This window comes from Mycobacterium sp. Dal123C01 (assembly GCF_052566995.1).
The window spans coordinates 1309430-1327815 of the sequence record NZ_CP199580.1; the positions used below are offsets into that span (position 1 = coordinate 1309430).

Annotated in this window: 16 protein-coding genes; 9 read left to right on the forward strand and 7 right to left on the reverse strand. The window is 64.0% G+C overall.

The window, feature by feature from the left end; translation table 11 throughout:
* Nucleotides 1-113 precede the first annotated feature (113 nt).
* The 6 genes from gyrA to dnaA form a co-directional block, all read right to left on the reverse strand.
* Nucleotides 114-2633, reverse strand: a complete 2520-nt coding sequence (gyrA, locus tag ACTXG5_RS06260; protein ID WP_445162859.1) for a DNA gyrase subunit A — start codon at nt 2631-2633, stop codon at nt 114-116.
* A 38-nt stretch (nt 2634-2671) separates the two neighbouring features.
* On the reverse strand, nt 2672-4705 hold the full coding sequence (gyrB, locus tag ACTXG5_RS06265; protein WP_445162860.1) for a DNA topoisomerase (ATP-hydrolyzing) subunit B: 2034 nt from the start codon (nt 4703-4705) through the stop codon (nt 2672-2674).
* A 267-nt stretch (nt 4706-4972) separates the two neighbouring features.
* Nucleotides 4973-5536, reverse strand: coding sequence for a DUF721 family protein (locus ACTXG5_RS06270; protein ID WP_445162861.1), 564 nt, complete (start codon nt 5534-5536; stop codon nt 4973-4975).
* On the reverse strand, nt 5533-6699 hold the full coding sequence (gene recF, locus ACTXG5_RS06275; RefSeq protein WP_445162862.1) for a DNA replication/repair protein RecF: 1167 nt from the start codon (nt 6697-6699) through the stop codon (nt 5533-5535). Before recF ends, ACTXG5_RS06270 begins: the two co-directional genes overlap by 4 nt.
* Nucleotides 6700-7899 (reverse strand): DNA polymerase III subunit beta, encoded by a 1200-nt coding sequence (dnaN, locus tag ACTXG5_RS06280; RefSeq protein WP_445162863.1) that lies wholly within the window; start codon nt 7897-7899, stop codon nt 6700-6702.
* Nucleotides 7900-8425: 526 nt separating this feature from the next.
* Complete coding sequence (gene dnaA / locus ACTXG5_RS06285; protein ID WP_445162864.1) at nt 8426-9946, reverse strand: chromosomal replication initiator protein DnaA; 1521 nt, start codon at nt 9944-9946, stop codon at nt 8426-8428.
* A 612-nt stretch (nt 9947-10558) separates the two neighbouring features.
* Here dnaA and rpmH point away from each other — a divergent pair.
* The 9 genes from rpmH (at nt 10559) to ACTXG5_RS06330 (ending at nt 17082) form a co-directional block, all read left to right on the forward strand.
* On the forward strand, nt 10559-10702 hold the full coding sequence (rpmH, locus tag ACTXG5_RS06290; RefSeq protein ID WP_003874369.1) for a 50S ribosomal protein L34: 144 nt from the start codon (nt 10559-10561) through the stop codon (nt 10700-10702).
* A 21-nt stretch (nt 10703-10723) separates the two neighbouring features.
* Nucleotides 10724-11080 (forward strand): ribonuclease P protein component, encoded by a 357-nt coding sequence (gene rnpA, locus ACTXG5_RS06295; protein ID WP_445162865.1) that lies wholly within the window; start codon nt 10724-10726, stop codon nt 11078-11080.
* Complete coding sequence (gene yidD, locus ACTXG5_RS06300; protein ID WP_445162866.1) at nt 11077-11436, forward strand: membrane protein insertion efficiency factor YidD; 360 nt, start codon at nt 11077-11079, stop codon at nt 11434-11436. The genes rnpA and yidD overlap by 4 nt, the downstream gene beginning before the upstream one ends.
* Nucleotides 11420-12532: a membrane protein insertase YidC gene (yidC, locus tag ACTXG5_RS06305; protein WP_445162867.1), complete on the forward strand. Its 1113-nt coding sequence runs from the start codon at nt 11420-11422 to the stop codon at nt 12530-12532. Before yidD ends, yidC begins: the two co-directional genes overlap by 17 nt.
* An 83-nt stretch (nt 12533-12615) precedes the next feature.
* Nucleotides 12616-13188, forward strand: a complete 573-nt coding sequence (locus ACTXG5_RS06310; RefSeq protein ID WP_445162868.1) for a Jag family protein — start codon at nt 12616-12618, stop codon at nt 13186-13188.
* Nucleotides 13189-13254: 66 nt separating this feature from the next.
* On the forward strand, nt 13255-13998 hold the full coding sequence (gene rsmG, locus ACTXG5_RS06315; RefSeq protein WP_445162869.1) for a 16S rRNA (guanine(527)-N(7))-methyltransferase RsmG: 744 nt from the start codon (nt 13255-13257) through the stop codon (nt 13996-13998).
* A complete protein-coding gene (locus tag ACTXG5_RS06320) occupies nt 13995-15014 on the forward strand; it encodes a ParA family protein (protein WP_445162870.1) in 1020 nt (339 codons plus the stop codon). The genes rsmG and ACTXG5_RS06320 overlap by 4 nt, the downstream gene beginning before the upstream one ends.
* A 23-nt stretch (nt 15015-15037) precedes the next feature.
* Nucleotides 15038-16021, forward strand: a complete 984-nt coding sequence (locus ACTXG5_RS06325) for a ParB/RepB/Spo0J family partition protein (RefSeq protein WP_445162871.1) — start codon at nt 15038-15040, stop codon at nt 16019-16021.
* 296 nt (nt 16022-16317) lie between these two features.
* Nucleotides 16318-17082: an acetyltransferase gene (locus ACTXG5_RS06330; RefSeq protein WP_445162872.1), complete on the forward strand. Its 765-nt coding sequence runs from the start codon at nt 16318-16320 to the stop codon at nt 17080-17082.
* Here ACTXG5_RS06330 and ACTXG5_RS06335 read toward each other — a convergent pair.
* A complete protein-coding gene (locus ACTXG5_RS06335) occupies nt 17079-18299 on the reverse strand; it encodes an N-acetylmuramoyl-L-alanine amidase (RefSeq protein ID WP_445162873.1) in 1221 nt (406 codons plus the stop codon). The two genes, ACTXG5_RS06330 and ACTXG5_RS06335, sit on opposite strands and share 4 nt — an antisense overlap.
* Nucleotides 18300-18386: the final 87 nt, after the last annotated feature.

An 18386-nucleotide genomic window follows, 5' to 3' on the forward strand; every position in this document is an offset into this window, starting at 1 on the left:
CCTTAGCTCTGCTGCCTTGGCAGTCGCATTGTCTCTGGTTCGGCTGAGTCTAATTGCCCGTGTCCTGTGGCAGTCCGTTGGCAGGCCGCTGCTTGACCCCGCGGCCTGCCGGGCTAGCTTTCGGACTCCTCGACGCCGTCGACTCCATCGATGTCTTCGTCGGCGCCTTCTTCGGCGTTGCGTGCGATGGCTAACAGTGTGGCGCCCTCGCCCAAGTTCATCAACCGAACGCCCTTGGTCTGCCGGCCGGCCTTGCGGACCTGGCGCGCCGCGGTGCGGATGACGCCGCCGCCCGAGGTGATCGCGTACAACTCGCTATCGTCGTCGACGATCAACGCCCCCACCAGCCTGCCGCGCCGACGGTCGTACTGCACGGTCAGAACTCCCTTGCCGCCGCGGCCCTGCACCGGATACTCCTCGATAGCAGTGCGTTTGGCGTAGCCACCGGCGGTGGCGACCAGCAAGTAGAGGCCTTCCTGAACCACATTCAGCGACAGCAGTCGGTCGTCCTCGTTGAATCGCATGCCCTGGACGCCGGAGGTGGCGCGACCCATCGGCCGTAGCGCCTCGTCGGTCGCCGAGAACCTGATGGACTGACCGAGGGCCGAGACCAGCAGCAGATCCTCCTCGGCCGAGCACAGCACCGCTCCGACGAGCTCATCGTTGTCGCGGAGGTTGACGGCCACGATTCCACCCGAGCGGTTGGAGTCGAAGTCGGTCAGCTTGGACTTTTTGACCAGCCCGTTCTTGGTGGCCAGCACCAGATACGGCGCGTCCTCGTAGCTCTTGATCTGGATGACCTGGGCGATGCGTTCCTCGGGCTGGAAAGCCAGCAGGTTGGCGACGTGCTGACCGCGTGCCGTCCGGGATGCCTCCGGCAGCTCGTAGGCCTTGGCGCGATACACCCGGCCCTGCGTGGTGAAGAACAGGATCCAGTCGTGGGTCGACGAGACGAAGAAGTGCGCGACGATGTCGTCTTGCTTGAGCCCGGCGCCCTGCACGCCCTTCCCGCCACGTTTCTGGCTGCGGTACAGATCGGTCTTGGTGCGCTTGGCGTATCCCGTTTCGGTGATCGTGACGACGACATCCTCGCGCGCGATCAGGTCCTCGTCGTTGACGTCGCCGTCGGCCGCGATGATCCGGGTACGACGGTCGTCGCCGTACTTTTCGGCGATCTCGGCGAGTTCGTCGTGCACGATCCCGCGCTGCCGCTCCGGCTTGGCCAGGATGTCTTCCAGGTCGGCGATCTCGGCCTCGATCTTGGCCAGGTCGTCGACGATGCGCTGACGTTCCAGGGCCGCCAGGCGCCGCAGTTGCATGTCCAGGATGGCCTGGGATTGGATTTCGTCGATATCCAGGAGTTCGATCAGGCCGGTCCGCGCGATGTCGACGGTCTCCGACGCCCGGATCAAGGCGATGACTTCGTCGAGTGCGTCGAGCGCTTTGACCAGACCGCGCAAGATGTGCGCGCGTTCGTTGGCCTTGCGCAGCCGATAGGTGGTGCGCCGGATGATGACGTCGAGTTGGTGCGCCACATAGTGGCGGATCATCTGGTCGAGGCGCAGGGTGCGCGGCACCCCGTCGACGATCGACAACATGTTGGCGCCGAAGCTGGTCTGCAGCTGGGTGTGCTTGTAGAGGTTGTTGAGCACAACCTTGGCCACCGCATCGCGTTTGATCTCGACGACGATTCGCACACCGACGCGGTCGCTGCCCTGGTCTTCGACATTGGCGATGCCGGTCAGCCGGCCGTCGCGGACCTGCTCGGCGATCGAGGTGATGAAGTTGTCGTGGTTGACCTGATAGGGCAACTCGGTGATCACGATCGAGGTGCGCCCGCGCGAGTCCTCTTCGATCTCCACGACTCCACGCATCCTGACGGACCCGCGTCCCGTGGTGTAAGCGTCGTGAATCCCTTGGGACCCAACGATCAGACCGGCAGTGGGGAAGTCCGGCCCCTTGACTCGTTCGCGGACGGCAGCCAAGGTGGCTTCCTCGTCAGCGTCGTGGTTCTCCAGGCACCAGAACACCGCCTCGGCGAGCTCGCGCAGGTTGTGCGGCGGGATGTTGGTCGCCATGCCGACCGCGATACCGCCCGAACCGTTGGCCAGCAGGTTGGGGAACCGGCTGGGCAGGACCGTCGGCTCCTGCACCCGACCGTCGTAGTTCGGGATGAAATCGACTGTCTCCTCATCGATTTCGCGCAACATCTCCATCGCCAGCGGAGTCAGGCGCGCCTCGGTGTACCGCATCGCGGCGGGCGGGTCGTTGCCCGGCGAGCCGAAGTTGCCCTGGCCGTCGACCAACGGATACCGCAGTGACCACGGCTGGGCCATCCGCACCAAGGTGTCGTAGATCGACGAATCGCCGTGCGGGTGATAGTTACCCATCGTTTCGGCAACCGACCGTGCCGATTTCGCGTGCCCGCGGTCAGGGCGGAAGCCTGAGTCAAACATCGCGTACAGGACCCGGCGGTGCACCGGCTTGAGGCCGTCGCGCACTTCCGGAAGAGCGCGGCCCACGATGACGCTCATCGCGTAATCGATGTAGCTGCGCTGCATCTCGTGCTGGATATCGACCGGCTCGATCCGGTCGCCGGGTGCGTCGCTGGGCGGCAACGTGGTGTCAGTCATGTGTTCCTTCGGTCGCTAGAACTAGCGGTCTCGACGTCTTAAACATCCAGGAAGCGAACGTCCTTGGCGTTACGAGTGATAAAGCTGCGCCGGGCCTCGACGTCCTCGCCCATCAGGATCGAGAACAGCTCGTCTGCCGCGGCCGCGTCGTCGAGGGTGATCTGTCGTAGCACCCGCACCGACGGATCCATCGTGGTTTCCCACAACTCTTTGGCATCCATCTCACCCAGACCTTTGTAGCGCTGGATCCCGTCTTCCTTGTTGATCTTCCGCCCGGCCTTCTGCCCTGCCTCCAACAAACCGTCCCGCTCACGGTCGGAGTAGGCGAATTCCGGGTCGGTGCGCTGCCACTTCAGTTTGTACAGCGGCGGCTGCGCCAAATACACGTGCCCGTGCTCGAGTAGCGGCCGCATGAACCGGAACAACAACGTCAACAACAGCGTCGAAATGTGCTGGCCGTCGACATCGGCATCGGCCATCAGCACGATCTTGTGGTAGCGCAGCTTGGTGAGATCGAACTCGTCGTGAATTCCGGTACCCAGCGCCGTGATGATGGCCTGCACTTCGGTGTTCTTCAGCACCCGATCGATACGGGCTTTCTCGACGTTAATGATCTTGCCCCGCAACGGAAGAATCGCCTGGAACATCGAGTCGCGGCCACTCTTCGCCGAGCCGCCGGCCGAATCGCCCTCCACGACGTACAGTTCACACTTTCGCGGGTCGGTGGAGCGGCAGTCGGCTAGTTTGCCCGGCAGACCACCGATATCCGTGGCACTCTTGCGGCGCACCAACTCTCGAGCTTTTCGGGCGGCCATCCGCGCTTGTGCCGACGACACCGCCTTGTTCACAACGGTTTTCGCTTCCGAGGGGTTGGCCTCGAACCAGTGCGTGAGTTGCTCGTTGCAAACCTTCTGCACGAAAGACTTGACTTCGGTGTTGCCTAGTTTTGTTTTGGTCTGGCCCTCGAACTGGGGTTCGCTGACCTTGACCGAGATCACCGCGGCCAGGCCCTCGCGGATGTCGTCGCCGGTGAGGTTGGCTTCTTTCTCCTTCAGCAGCTTCTTGTCCTTGGCGTACTTGTTCACCACGGACGTCAGTGCACTACGGAAGCCTTCCTCGTGGGTACCGCCTTCGTGGGTGTTGATGGTGTTGGCGAAGGTGTGCACGGACTCGGAATATCCGCCGTTCCACTGCATCGCGATCTCGACTTCGTGGCCCGTGCCCTTACCTTCGAAGTCGATGATGCTCTGCTGAATCGGGCTCTTGGTGCGGTTGATGTGCTTGACGAAGTCCACCAAACCGCCCGGGTAGTGGAATGTGCGGCGCTTGACCTTGTGTGGGGCGGACGACTCGGCGGCTTTATCTTCCGCCGACTTGGGCGCCTCGGCCGTGTCGCTGACGACCTCGTCAACGACGTCTTCCTGGGCCACTCGCTCGTCGGCGAGGTTGATCGTCAAGCCCTTGTTGAGAAAAGCCATTTCCTGCAGCCGGCGCGCGACCGTCTCGAAGTCGTACTCGGTGGTTTCGAAGATCTCGGGATCGGCCCAGAACCTGATGGTGGTTCCGGTCTTCTTGGTGGCCTCACCCTGTTTCAACGTTCCGGGTACCGCGCGCTCGTAGTACTGCGACCACTCGTGGCCATCGCGGGAGATGTCGACCTCGAGTCGCCGGGAGAGCGCGTTGACCACCGAGACACCAACGCCGTGCAATCCGCCGCTGACCGTGTAGCCGCTGTTCTCACCACCGAATTTGCCGCCCGCATGGAGCTGCGTCATCACCACATCGACGGTGGGGGCACCGGTGGAGTGCATGGCGACCGGGATGCCGCGGCCGTCATCGACGACCTCGACGCCGCCGTCGTCGAGCATCCGCACATCGACCTGGCTGGCGTAGCCGGCCATCGCCTCGTCCACCGAGTTGTCGACCACCTCCCAAATCAGGTGGTGGAGACCACGCTCGCCGGTGGACCCGATGTACATGCCGGGGCGTTTACGGACGGCCTCCAGCCCTTCGAGCACGGTGATCGCTGACGCACCGTATTCGTTTTGCGCCTTCTTCTTCTGGGCAGCCACGGTCGGAATGTTCTCCTCGGGGTTTCATGCGGGCGGTCCAGTCACCGCAGCAGTCGCATCAGTCCACTCTACCGTGATCGGGGGTCCGGACCGATTCTCTGGGCGCGTTTCCACCTATCTGGACGCGCCGTGTGCTCGATTTTTTTGTTAACGGCCCGTCCGGACGTCCGTCGCGGGGGTCTGTTTCGTTCTCGCGGATCTCAGCGGGCGATCCTATACGCTATGCGTACGGCGTGTCGGCGGCGTTGACTAGGCCCCTCAATTGTCTCAGCCGTAGGTATCGCGAGGCCCCCGGCCGGAGATGTGTCGGGGCCCCTTCCGCCAGGAAGGGGCCGACGGCCCGGTGATTTTCAACGATGTCACCACGCCGTTGCCGACCGCCGCGGCAATCTTGGCCAACAACTGCGCCTGGACCATCCGCAGCTGGGTGGCCCAGGCGGTGGATTCGGCTGTCACACTGAGCACCCCCTCATTGAGGGCGGTTGGAGTCGCGTGGTCGGCGATCTGGTGGCCCACCACCGACGTCCAATGGCCGAGCACCGTGCCTTCGGCGACGTGTCCCGACCAGCCGCGCTTTTTCGCAAGGTCACGGACAACCCTTCCCATCGGTTGCGGATCCCGGATGTCGGGTCCCGGACCCGACCAGCTTCGCCGCCGCCCGGCAACACGGCGCGGAACGGGATTGCTTCCGCGCCCGCGCCCGGCGTCCTTACCCTGGGCTCGCGCCGCCGCGCGGGCCTCCTCGAGCGTGCGCCGCACCATGTCCATACCGCTGAGCCCGCTTGGTTGTTCGGAGCGACCGGGGTCTGGCTCTTGCTCGGTGCCGGTCATGATTGCATCACCGATACCCGTCCGGAGTCATCGTCTTGCAAGTCGATGTGCACCCGCCTAGCGTCCCAGCCCGACGGGATATCTTCCAGTACCGCCGCGGTCACCAACACCTGTTCCGCCGACTCCGCCACCGCAGCCAGCGCCCGGCGGCGCGCCGAGTCGAGTTCGGCGAACACGTCGTCAAGCAACAACACCGGGTCGCTGCCGTCGGCCCGGAGCAACTCGTAGGCGGCCAGCCGCAGCGCGATCGCAAAAGACCACGATTCTCCATGGCTGGCAAAGCCTTTCGCTGGTTGATCGCCGAGTCGCAGTTCCAATTCGTCGCGATGCGGGCCCACCAGACACACCCCGCGTTCCAATTCGACGCCGCGGCGGGCCGCCAACGCGGCGAGCAGCGCGGCTTCCAGAAATTCCCGGTCGCTGCCCGCGGCGTCTCCTGCGCCCTCGGTATCCAAACCGTCGATGCTCGTTCGGTAATTGATAGCCGCGGGCCGCGACCCCGGTGCCAGCAGCTGGTAGGCCTTCTCCACCTCCGGCGCCAACTCGTTCACCAAATCGATACGCGCAGCCATCAATTCGGCCCCGTGCTCGGCCAATCGGCTATCCCACACATCCAGGGTCTCCAAGGCTCCTTGGTCACCTCGATGCCGTGACCCGGCCGCCGACTTCAACAGCGCGGTGCGCTGCCGCAACACCTTGTCGTAATCCGCACGCACCGCGGCGATCACCGGGCGGCGCACGGTCGCCAGTTCGTCGAGATAGCGGCGCCGGTCTGCCGGATCCCCGCGAACCAGCGCCAGGTCCTCCGGAGCAAACAGCACCGACCGCAATACCCCGACCACCTCACGCGTACTGCGTACCGGCGAGCGGTTCAACCTAGCCTTATTAGCGCGTCCTGCGGCGATCTCCAGATCGATCGCGCATTCCCTGCCCTCGTTCACGACGATCGTCGAAATCACAGCTCGAGCGCTGCCCGTACGGATCAATGGCGCATCGGTGCCTACCCGGTGTGAACCCAGGGTCGTCGAATACCACAGTGCTTCAACCAAATTCGTCTTCCCAAATCCATTGGGACCGACGAACACCGTCCTGCCCGGTTCCAGCTCAAGGTCGGCGTGGGCCCAGGACCGGAAATCGCGTAGCCCCAAATGCCGGACGTACACCTATCCGGGCAACCGAACTGGCATCAACAGATAGACGTAGTCCGTCGGCAACGCGGCAAACGGGCCAGCACCCGTCGGATGGCTCACGTCGTCGAACGCCGGGCGTAGCAACGCCGGCTTGCCCGGGGTGGTGAAGCCGAATGACACCCGATCGGCATGCACCGATCCGAGCCCGTCGGTCAGATAGGTCGGGTTGAAAGCGATGGTCAACGGCTCGCCGGCGAAATCAACGGCAAGTTCTTCTTCGGCCCGGCCGACATCGTCGGCGCCGGCGGAAAGACGCAACATGCCTTCGGCGAATTCCATGCGGACCTGTGCTCCCCGGTCCGCCACCAACGCAACCAGCTTGATGGCTTCGGTCAACTCAGCCACATTGATGGTCGCCACCGCGGTGTGTTCGGCGGGCAACAACTGGCGAAACTTCGGAAACTCCGCGTCCAGCAATCGCGTGGTGCTGCGCTTGCCGTTCCCGCTGATACCGAGGAGCCCCTCTTTTCCGACTCCCGCGCCGGCGCCCAACGACAACCGAACATCCGAACCGTCCGCGCCAGTTTTGGCAGCCTCGGCCAGGGTCTTGGCCGGCACCAGCACAGCCGCTTCGATCTCGGGCGACAACGCCGACCAGGTCAGCTCACGAACTGCCAGGCGGAACCGATCGGTGGCGGCCAAAACGACCGTCTCACCCGAAATCTCGACCCGGATGCCGGTCAACATCGGCAGCGTGTCATCGCGGCCGGCGGCAATCGCAACTTGGCTGATCGCCTCGGCGAACAAATCCGACGGCAAGGTCCCGGTTTCTTCCGGCAGCGTCGGCAGCGTTGGATAGTCCTCAACCGCCATCGTCGGCAACGAAAACTTGGCGCTTCCGCAGGTCAGTGTGACCCGATTCCCGTCGACGTAAAAGTCGATCGGCTTGTCCGGCAATGCCCGGGTGATATCGGATAACAGCCTCCCCGATACCAAAACGCTTCCCGGAGAAGCGATTTCGGCCGCAACCTGTGCTTCGGCGGAGACCTCGTAGTCGAATCCCGAGATTGTCAGGCCCTCATCCGTGCCGGTCAACAGCACGCCCGACAGAACGGGTACCGCCGGCCGACTCGGCAGATTCTTCGCAACCCACGACACCGCATCAGCGAAAGATTCTCGGACCAGGCGAAACTTCAGATCGGTGAGGCTAGCACTTGTCGTCGCCACGTCCATAGCGTCCCTTCACCTACCAAAAATTCGAATCCAGCAGCTAGCCATCCGTCCCCGCTAGCGGGGCCCCGCAACAAACGCCGCGGGCAAGTCATGCGCCACGACGTCCACAACGGGAGTCGAATCACAACCGTAGAGCTTCTGGGCCCATCTTGAAAGCTAATCGCAAAGGCCGACAAGCTGAGTGAATGAGCGCTTCGTGGGTGCTGTGAAACGCTCCGTCCCCAAGGCTGTTCTTCAAAGAAGAATCGATGAAGAGATCTCAGTACCAGTATTAAGGCCTGTGCAGTCTGGGGACAGGTCCGTCTACGTGCAGCTAGCGCCGCGATCGGCTTGTGGATTACTGGGTTGGTAACTGTGCAGCCGATGTTGGGCGCTGGGGATGGGGGAGTGGTGTGCACTTCAAGGGCGATCGCTGCACTGGTGTTTGGCACGTTCGTACACAATGCTGCCAACATAGTTTTCGTGTGGCTGGAGTTACAGACGTGCGAGAAGTTTTTCGAAAAAAGTTTGGCGCGCGGTGGCCGAATCAGCGCTTGGAGCGCTGACGGATGCGAGTGGTGAGCTCTTTGACGTGATCGAAGATCTCACGCCGCTGGGCCATCTCGGACAAGATCTTTCGTTGCGCGTACATGACTGTGGTGTGGTCACGGCCGAACGCCTGGCCGATCTTGGGTAGCGACAGGTCGGTGAGTTCGCGACAGAGATACATGGCGATCTGGCGCGACTGAGCCAGCGCTCGAGTCTTGCCCGGCCCGCGTAACTCCTCGACGGTGGTGTCGAAGTATTCGGCGGTGGCGGCCATGATGGTCGCCGCGCTGATTTGCATGGTGCTGGCATCGGCGATCAGGTCGCGCAGCACGATCTCGGCGAGGGCCTTGTCGATCGGTGTTTTGTTCAACGAGGCGAACGCGGTAACCCGGATCAATGCTCCCTCGAGCTCACGGATGTTGCGCTCGATGCTGCTGGCGATGAGCTCGAGTACGTCGTCGGGCACCGCGAGGCGTTCCATCTGTGCTTTCTTACGCAGAATCGCGATCCGCGTTTCCAGTTCAGGTGGCTGCACGTCGGTGATCAGGCCCCACTCGAACCGTGTTCTCAACCGGTCTTCGAGGGTGGCGAGTTGTTTGGGCGGCCGATCCGACGAGATGACGATCTGCTTGTTGGCGTTGTGCAACGTGTTGAAGGTGTGGAAGAACTCCTCCTGGATACCTTCTTTGCCTTCGATGAACTGGATGTCATCGACCAGCAACACATCGACGTCGCGATAGCTGCGTTTGAAGGCGACCTTGCGATCATCGCGAAGCGAGTTGATGAAGTCGTTGGTGAATTCCTCGGTGGACACGTACTTGACCCGCATACCGGGGAACAGCCGTTGGGCGTAGTTGCCTGCGGCGTGCAACAGGTGGGTCTTGCCGAGCCCGGACTCACCCCAGATGAAGAGCGGGTTGTAGGCGCGGGCCGGTGCTTCGGCGATTGCCAGGGCCGCGGCGTGGGCGAACCGATTGGAAGCACCGATGACGAAAGTGTCGAAGGTGTAGCGGCGGTTGAGGCTGGTGCCGCCGACAACGGCCGGGTCGGTGCTGTGTGGGCGTTCGGTGAAGTAGTTGGGCCAACCCTGTTCGGCGACGACGACTTCGCCGTTTTCGTCGCCCTCGTCGACGTCACCTGACGTTTCTAGGCCCATGTCGTCGGTGAAGGCACCGCCGGGGGGAAAGGGGGTGTCCTCGGTGTCGTCGGAAGGCGGAGCGATGCGGACGCCGAGTTGGATCTGCTGCCCGAGCCGGCGGCTGAGTGCATCGGTGATCGGGGTGCGCAGATGGCGTTCGATCTCGTTTTGGACGAAGCTGCTCGGCACCGACAACAGGGCGAAGCCCTCGACGATGGTGAGCGGTTGGACGAGATTCAGCCACGCTCGCTGCTGAGGGGTCAGGGGAGTGACGAGAGTCGTGCGGATGCCAGCTGCACCGTCCGCCTCGGCATCGCCATTGAGTTCAGAGACGACCGCGTTCCACACGGTAGTGAAACCAGAACCGGGGTCATCGGTCAACGACGCATCTCCCTGGGTCTGACGTCGAGCTACAACAACGCTTTGGCGACAAGGCAACTGTCCACATAGTTATACACAGGTGTGGACAGGATAAGCGCATGCGAGCCGCAACCTATCGGAGACAGCTCGCGATCCACGGGCTGGAGACAACCCGAGCTAGGTCGCCTGCACAGCTGGTAGATCCGCCATCATGCTTCGTTGTCGAGCGCCGTTCCAGTCTGAAACGGCATGGCCCGAAGCTAACAGTTTTCCGTGCGGCTGCCAACAGTTCCGTTGCATTCCAATCGGGTTCTTTAGGGTCTGGCGGGGCGTCCTGCGGCGTGTCGATGACGCCGCGCCGCTAGGCGTCCCCGGCCGGCAAGATTTCATGTTGGGTGTCAGTGGGTTTGTTGGGGCAGGCCAAGTTTGACCCAGCGAACGCGCGTCAGTAATCTCATACAGTCGCCCGAAAGTCGGCGATACGGCTGCGACCCAGGAATTACGTACCCGGGGACCGCGCCGGCCAGCAGCAAGACCACTTTCCGACCGAATCACGAAGCAATCTAGCTGAACCAAACGTGAGCGGCCGGAGGGCTGGGAAAGCTTCGAGCGAGACAGAACGAGGAGAACGGCGTGGCCAAGGGCAAGCGGACTTTCCAGCCGAACAACCGGCGCCGTGCACGCGTGCACGGCTTCCGCTTGCGCATGCGCACCCGCGCCGGACGGGCGATTGTGTCCGGCCGGCGCCGCAAGGGCCGTCGCGCCCTATCTGCCTGATCTGATCGACAGGCTCTGGCGGTGCTTCCCGCACGCAACCGCATGAGGCGGTCACGGGAATTCGACGCGGCAGTGAAGTACGGGGTGCGCACAGCGCAGCCCGACCTTGTCGTGCATGTGCGCCGGGGCGGCGAATGCGAAGCGGGTCCGCGGGTGGGGTTGATCGTGGCTAAGTCGGTTGGTTCAGCCGTCGACCGGCATCGGGTGTCACGCCGGCTTCGGCATGCGGTCCGAGGCATGCTGACCGATCTCGATCAATCCGACCAGGTGGTCATCCGAGCGCTGCCAGGGAGCCGCCAGGTGTCATCGGCCCGGTTGGAGCAGGAGCTGCGCAGTGGTCTACGGCGTGCTTTCGAACGGGCGGGGACGAGCCATTGAATACGACGGCGCCGGCGCGCGCGGGAGTTGGCGGCGCGGGCAGGACCGTCGTGCGAGGACTGGTTTTCCTGATCCAGCTGTACCGCCACATGGTTTCGCCGCTGCGCCCGCCGACATGCCGCTTCATACCGACCTGCAGTCAGTACGCCGTCGAGGCACTCACCGAATACGGCGCGATTCGGGGGGGCTGGCTGGCGGCACTCAGGCTCGCCAAGTGTGGACCATGGCATCGGGGAGGATGGGACCCGATACCGGAGCACGCCTCCGAACACCGCGGGTGCCGGGTGAACTTCGAAGACACCAGCGCCGTCGGGGACGCCCCGGCGCCGCGAGGGGAGAGTGAATCTTTTGTTTGATGTATTCAGCCTGGACTTCGTCTACTACCCGGTGTCGTGGATCATGTGGGTTTGGTACAAGCTGTTCGGTGCGCTGCTGGGACCCTCGAACTTTTTCGCGTGGGCGCTGTCGGTGATGTTCCTGGTCTTCACGTTGCGGGCACTGCTCTACAAGCCGTTCGTGCGCCAGATCCGTACCACCCGGCAGATGCAAGAACTGCAACCACAGATCAAGGCGCTGCAAAAGAAGTACGGCAAGGATCGTCAGCGCATGGCACTCGAGATGCAGAAGCTGCAGCGCGAGCACGGGTTCAACCCGATCCTGGGCTGCTTGCCCATGCTCGCCCAGATTCCGGTGTTCCTCGGGCTCTATCACGTGTTGCGCTCGTTCAACCGCACGACGGGGGGCTTCGGTCAGCCTCAGATGTCGGTCGTGCAAAACCGCTTGACGGGCAACTACATGTTCAACGCGGTCGACGTGGGTCACTTCCTGGACGCCAACCTTTTCGGTGCGCCCATCGGTGCGTCGATGACGCAGCGCACCGGGTTGGACGCATTCATCGACTTCAGCCGCCCCGCGGTCATCGCGGTGGGCGCCCCGGTGATGATCCTGGCCGGCATCGCGACCTACTTCAACAGCCGCGCCTCGGTGGCCCGACAAAGCGCGGAGGCGGCAGCCAACCCGCAGACCGCGATGATGAACAAGCTTGCGTTGTACGTGTTTCCGCTCGGCGTGGTCGTCGGTGGGCCGTTCCTTCCAATCGCGATCATCTTGTACTGGTTCGCGAACAACATCTGGACTTTCGGTCAGCAGCACTACGTGTTCACGATGATCGAAAAAGAGGACGAAGCCAAGAAGCAGGAAGTGCTTGAGCGTCGCGCGGCCAACGCACCCCTTCCGGGAGCCAAGCCGAAGCGCAAGGCGACCCCGGCGAGCGGCAACGGCTCGTCGACGATTGGCGACGAGGGCGCGCCGACGACGGATACCGACGGTGATGTGCCGGAAGGAAAAACGACGGACGCTGTACCGGACAACCCGGATGCAGCAGGGGGCACCAACGGTCCGGGTAATCGCACACCCAGACCCGGGGCTCGACCGAAGAAACGGAAGCGCTGACAAAAGCGCCACAGCTTTACCGGGCCGTCTCCGGAGAGTGATCCGAATGAGACAGGGACGGACCCATGGATGAGGGAGAGAGAATGACGGACGCTGATACCACCGAACGCGACTTGGACACCCCACTTGCGGTCGAGGACGAAACCGAGGAGGCGACGGCAGCAGAAGCCGGTGCCGACGAAGGTGACGACCTGGAGGAGCGGTTGGTCGCCGAAGGAGAGATCGCCGGCGACTATCTGGAAGAGCTGTTGGATCTGTTGGACTTCGACGGCGACATCGATCTGGACGTCGAGGGCAAACGAGCCATCGTCAGCATCGACGGCAGCGACGACCTGAATAAATTGGTCGGCCGCACCGGCGAAGTACTCGATGCGCTCCAAGAGCTCACCCGGCTGGCGGTACATCAGAAGACCGGTGTGCGTAGCCGGCTGATGCTCGACGTCGCGGGTTGGCGGCGCGGGCGCCGCGAGGAACTGGCCGCACTTGGCGACAAGGTGGCACGGCGCGTGCTGGAGAGCGGCGAGCGCGAAGAGCTCAAGCCGATGACTCCGTTCGAGCGGAAGATCGTCCACGACGCCGTCGCGGCGGTGGACGGTGTGCACAGCGAGAGCGAAGGCGTGGAGCCAGCACGCCGAGTTGTTGTTCTGCACGACTAGTCGCGAGCGGGTTACATCCGTGTAGTTCGCCTCGCGGACGACGCCGTAGGTCCGAAGACCGGAGGAATGTTTCACGTGAAACATGTCGACGGTTCCGACCGGGCCGAGGCGCCGGCCGGAACGCCCGACCCCGTTTCCGGAGCGGCGCCGGTTGCGGCAGCCGAGATCTTCGGGCCGCGGCTCGACATTGCGCAGCGGTATGCGGTGCTGCTCGGCACCAGCGGGGTGGAGCGCGGACTGCTGGGGCCGCGTGAAGTAGACCGGGTGTGGGACCGCCACCTCATGAATAGTGCGGCGGTGGCCGAACTGCTCGAGCACGGCGAGCGGGTGGTCGACATCGGGAGTGGGGCGGGATTGCCGGGGATACCCCTGGCGATCGCCCGACCCGATCTCGATGTCGCCCTCCTTGAACCGCTGCTGCGCCGCAGCGAGTTTCTCAAAGAGGTCGTCGCGGAACTAGGGTTAAGCGTCGAAGTGGTGCGGGGCCGCGCCGAAGAGTCTTGGGTACGCGAGCGGTTCGGCGAGAGGGATGTCGCGGTGTCGCGAGCGGTCGCTGCGTTAGACAAGTTGACGAAGTGGAGCATGCCGTTGCTACGGCCTGGCGGACGGATGATTGCGATCAAGGGGGAGCGCGCTCCCGCCGAAGTCGAAGAGCACCGGCGTGGGATGGTGGCGTTGCATGCTGTTGATGTCAGGGTGGTGACATGTGGCGCGAGCTATTTGCGTCCGCCCGCAACCGTGGTGATAGCGCAGCGCGCAGAACGGTCGCGTCGCGGGTCGGCACCAAGGGCGGACAGGAGAAAGCGATGAGCTTCCCCCGGGATAGCTCCGAAGGTGCCGGCTCCCGCATGCAACGCCCGCAGCCGACGGCAGGATCCGTCGCACCGCGGCTGGCGCCGGAAGAGACGGTGCCGCTGGCGGACGAATCGCCAAGCGAAACGATCGCGGATGTTTCACGTGAAACATCGGCGGAATTCGACACCCCGATCGGCGCGGCCGCCGAACGCGCGATGCGGGTACTGCACACGACGTACCCGCCATTGCGCCGCCCGAGCCACCGCCGCGTCTTCACCGTCGCAAACCAAAAGGGTGGCGTCGGCAAGACGACCACGGCGGTCAACATTGCTGCCGCGCTCGCACTGCAAGGACTGAAGACCCTCGTCATCGATCTCGACCCGCAGGGCAACGCCAGCACGGCGCTCGGCATCACCGATCGCAAATCGGGCACGCCCTCGTCATACGAAGTGCTTCTCGGCGAAGAGTCGCTAGAGTCCGCGCTGCGGCGCAGCCCGCACAGCGAGCGCCTGTTCTGCGTCCCAGCGACGATCGATCTGGCGGGTGCCGAGATCGAATTGGTCAGCATGGTGGCGCGCGAGAACCGGTTGCGCACCGCGTTGGCGCAGCTGGAGAACTTCGACTTCGACTACGTCTTCGTGGACTGCCCGCCGTCGCTGGGGCTGCTCACGATCAACGCGCTCGTCGCCGCGCCAGAGGTGCTGATTCCGATCCAGTGCGAGTACTACGCGCTCGAGGGTGTGTCCCAACTGATGCGGAACATCGAAATGGTGAAGGCACACCTCAACCCTCAACTCGATGTGACGACCGTGATCCTCACCATGTACGACGGCCGCACCAAGCTAGCCGACCAGGTCGCCGAGGAGGTGCGCCGCTACTTTGGCAACAAGGTGTTGCGCACCGTTATCCCGCGCAGCGTCAAGGTGTCCGAGGCGCCCGGCTACAGCATGACCATCATCGAGTACGACCCCGGTTCGCGCGGGGCGATGAGCTATCTCGACGCGAGTCGCGAACTCGCGCAGCGTGACTAATCACCATCCGTGAAGGGACGACCATGACGCAGCCGTTACGCAAGAAGGGCGGCCTCGGCCGGGGCCTGGCATCGCTGATCCCGACCGGCCCCGCCGAGGGCGACTCGGGACCGGCGACCCTTGGCCCGCGGATGGGGGATGCGGCCGCCGATGTCCTGATCGGTGGGTCTGGGCCGGCCGCTGCCGGGATGGGCGCGGTGTATCGCGAGATCTCGCCGGCTGACATCGAGCCCAACCCGCGCCAGCCGCGCCAGGTGTTCGACGAAGAGGCGCTGGCTGAGTTGGTGCACTCCATCCGCGAGTTCGGTCTCTTGCAGCCCATCGTGGTGCGAGTGGCGCCCGCATCGCCGGGCGGCGCGCGTTATCAGATCGTGATGGGGGAGCGGCGCTGGCGAGCGGCGCAAGCAGCAGGCCTGGCCACCCTTCCGGCCATCGTGCGGGAGACGGAAGACGACAACCTGTTGCGCGACGCCTTGCTGGAGAACATCCACCGAGCACAGCTGAACCCGCTGGAAGAAGCGGCGGCATACCAGCAATTGCTCGACGAGTTCGGGGTCACCCACGACGAACTGGCCTCGCGGATCGGACGCTCGCGGCCGTTGATCAGCAACATGATCCGGTTGCTCAAACTTCCCATCGCGGTGCAGCGCCGAGTGGCCGCGGGGGTGCTGTCCGCCGGCCACGCCCGCGCGTTGCTGTCGCTGGACGCGGGCCCCGCGGCGCAGGAAGAATTGGCAAGCCGGATCGTCGCGGAAGGTTTGTCGGTGCGCGCCACCGAGGAGGCCGTGACATTGGCCAACCGCGGTGACACGGCGGCGCCGGCGCAGCCGCGCCGCAAGCCGATCCAGATGCCCGGCCTGCAAGACGTCGCCGAACGCCTATCGAACGCCTTCGATACCCGGGTGACGGTCAGCCTTGGTAAGCGCAAGGGGAGGATCGTGGTGGAGTTCGCCTCGGTCGAAGATCTACAGCGGATCATCGACACTATGGCCCCGCCCAAGGCATAACCGGTCATACGCTGTAATTACGTCACTGTGACACCGCAAGCCTCTGGGGCGTGCATTCGGTTCGCTCGGGCGTCGCGATCGGACGGAGATCCGGTGTGCATCAAGCCTTTTCGGCGTTTGGCGCACGGCGGCTCCGCGCTGCGGACCGTTTCGGCGGCCGCGTCGACGTGGCGGGGCCAACACTGGCCCGAGAGTGACAAACTCTCCTATCCTGGAGGGGTTGGTTTTACCCGTCAGCCTGGAATCAGCCGGGCTTGCGGCAATGGGCTGCGGTACGCACGGAAGCCAGGAGGCTAGTGTCTGCTCGAATCACGCCGCTGCGGCTCGAAGCCTTCGAGCAGCTCCCCAAGCATGCGCGCCGATGTGTTTTCTGGGAGGTCGACCCGGCGACCCTCGGCGGCCAGGACCACCTTGCCGATCCCGAATTCGAAAAAGAAGCCTGGCTGTCGATGGTGATGCTGGAGTGGGGTACGTGCGGTCAGGTCGCGACCGCGATCTCCGACGAGCACAGCCACACCGAACCGCCATGCTTGGGCTACGTTCTGTACGCACCGCCGGGGGCGGTACCGAGGGCACATCGGTTTCCCACCGCGCCGGTGTCACCGGACGCGGTGTTGCTGACATCCATGGGCATCGAACTCGGACATGCCGCTGACGACCTGCCGCACAGTCTCCTTGCTCGGGTGATCGACGAATTGGTTCGGCGCGGAGTCCGTGCGCTGGAAGCCTTCGGCCGCACACCGGCGGCTTCGGAGTTGTCGGATCCGCAGCTGGCCGACCCCGATACGCGGCCGGTGCTGGAGTCCCTCGGTGACTGCTCGGTGGATCGCTGCATCATCGATGCCGACTTTTTGCAAGACGTGGGTTTCGTTGTGGTGGCACAACATCCGTACTTCCCGCGGCTGCGCCTCGAGCTGGACAAGGGGCTGGGGTGGAAAGCCGAGGTGGAAGCCGCCCTGGAGCGCTTGCTGGCCAGTGCCCAGCTGCAGCAGCCGGTCGGCGCCGGGTCCGGCAATGTTTTGAAGGCGGGAAATACGTTGCAGAACAAGCAGAACGGTTAAGAGCCGGCGAGCCGGGTCGTCCGCTCCACCGACAATTCGTGAGCAAGCAGCTCGGCGAAGGTGAACGTGCCAGTGGGCCGGTCATTCTTGCCAAGCAGGTAGAGCCGCTTGACCGCGGCGAGGATACCTTCGGCGACGGCATCACGGGTCTGCGCGGAGATCAGCATGTCGCGATCGCCCGGGTTGGTGATGTAGCCGACGTCGACCTGGACCGTGGGCATCCGCGTCAGTCGCAGCAGATCCCATGTCCGACCATGCGTCCGGCAATCCCGCAATCCGGTGCGCGCCACCACTTCTCGCTGAATGAAGTCGGCAAGATTGCGACCGATGGTCGACACCGACCCGTGCGAGTTACCGAAGTGGAATGAAGCTACCCCGTTGGCCGAGGGGCTGGACTGAACTTCGCAGCGCAGGCTGATCATCAGGTCCGCGCCCACGTTGTTGGCCGTAGCCGCCCGCTCGGCGTCCGAGGGGCTGCGGTTGGTTGGCCGCGACAGGAAGGTCTCCATGCCGATGGCCGTCATCCGACCCTCAAGCCGACTGGCCAAGTCCCACAAGATATCTGCTTCGCTGACGGGGCCGGCCGGGCCCTGCGCGATCAAACCGTGGTCGCCGCCGCCGCGGCCCGGATCGATGATGATTCGCTTGCCCGAGAGCCGGGGACCCGATCGGCGGACCAGTTCTTCTTCGCGGATTGCGTGGGGTGAGCCACCGGTGACCCGCGAACTCAGAAAGTACAACGACCGCAAGGTTTCCGGGCCGCAGATACCGTCGGCGGACATCCCGTATTCCCGCTGGTACGACATCAACGCCTTATGGGTCTGCAAGCCGAAATGTCCATCGACCAACCCCGTGTAGAAGCCGAGGTCCTGCAGCCGAGCCTGCAATGTCGCGACGTCGTCACCGTAGAGGGGAGCGCCGAACTGGTGATACAGCGTGCGTGCGCCGAGCCGGTAGGAGGCCTCCTTCAACGCGCGGTAGGTGGCCTCGCCGACCATGCCGTCGACCAGCAGTCCACGATGCTGCTGGAAGGCACGCACCGCCTGATCGAGCTGTTCATCGAAGAGGTCGAGGGCCACATGCCGACCCGTGGACAAATCTTCGTCGGCGTCATCCAGCAGCCCCAGCGCTGAAAGCGAGGCCCGGATTTCGGTCACCGCTGAGCTGCGCTCACCACAGCGCAGCGCGTCGCCGTTTTCGCGGCGCGGACTCGACATACCAGGGGCCCTCCGGGACAAACTGACAGGCACACAAACGCACTACAGCTAACCGGTATTGTCGCAGATCCCGCTCAATTTCGGGAA

What these genes read in the sequence shown, in the direction of transcription:
- gyrA (WP_445162859.1), bottom strand. Translation starts at nt 2,633, where the DNA reads ATGACTGACACCACGTTGCCGCCCAGCGACGCACCCGGCGACCGGATC.
- ACTXG5_RS06270 (WP_445162861.1), bottom strand. Translation starts at nt 5,536, where the DNA reads ATGACCGGCACCGAGCAAGAGCCAGACCCCGGTCGCTCCGAACAACCA.
- dnaN (WP_445162863.1), bottom strand. Translation starts at nt 7,899, where the DNA reads ATGGACGTGGCGACGACAAGTGCTAGCCTCACCGATCTGAAGTTTCGC.
- ACTXG5_RS06310 (WP_445162868.1), top strand. Translation starts at nt 12,616, where the DNA reads ATGACGGACGCTGATACCACCGAACGCGACTTGGACACCCCACTTGCG.
- rsmG (WP_445162869.1), top strand. Translation starts at nt 13,255, where the DNA reads ATGTTTCACGTGAAACATGTCGACGGTTCCGACCGGGCCGAGGCGCCG.
- ACTXG5_RS06320 (WP_445162870.1), top strand. Translation starts at nt 13,995, where the DNA reads ATGAGCTTCCCCCGGGATAGCTCCGAAGGTGCCGGCTCCCGCATGCAA.
- ACTXG5_RS06325 (WP_445162871.1), top strand. Translation starts at nt 15,038, where the DNA reads ATGACGCAGCCGTTACGCAAGAAGGGCGGCCTCGGCCGGGGCCTGGCA.
- ACTXG5_RS06335 (WP_445162873.1), bottom strand. Translation starts at nt 18,299, where the DNA reads ATGTCGAGTCCGCGCCGCGAAAACGGCGACGCGCTGCGCTGTGGTGAG.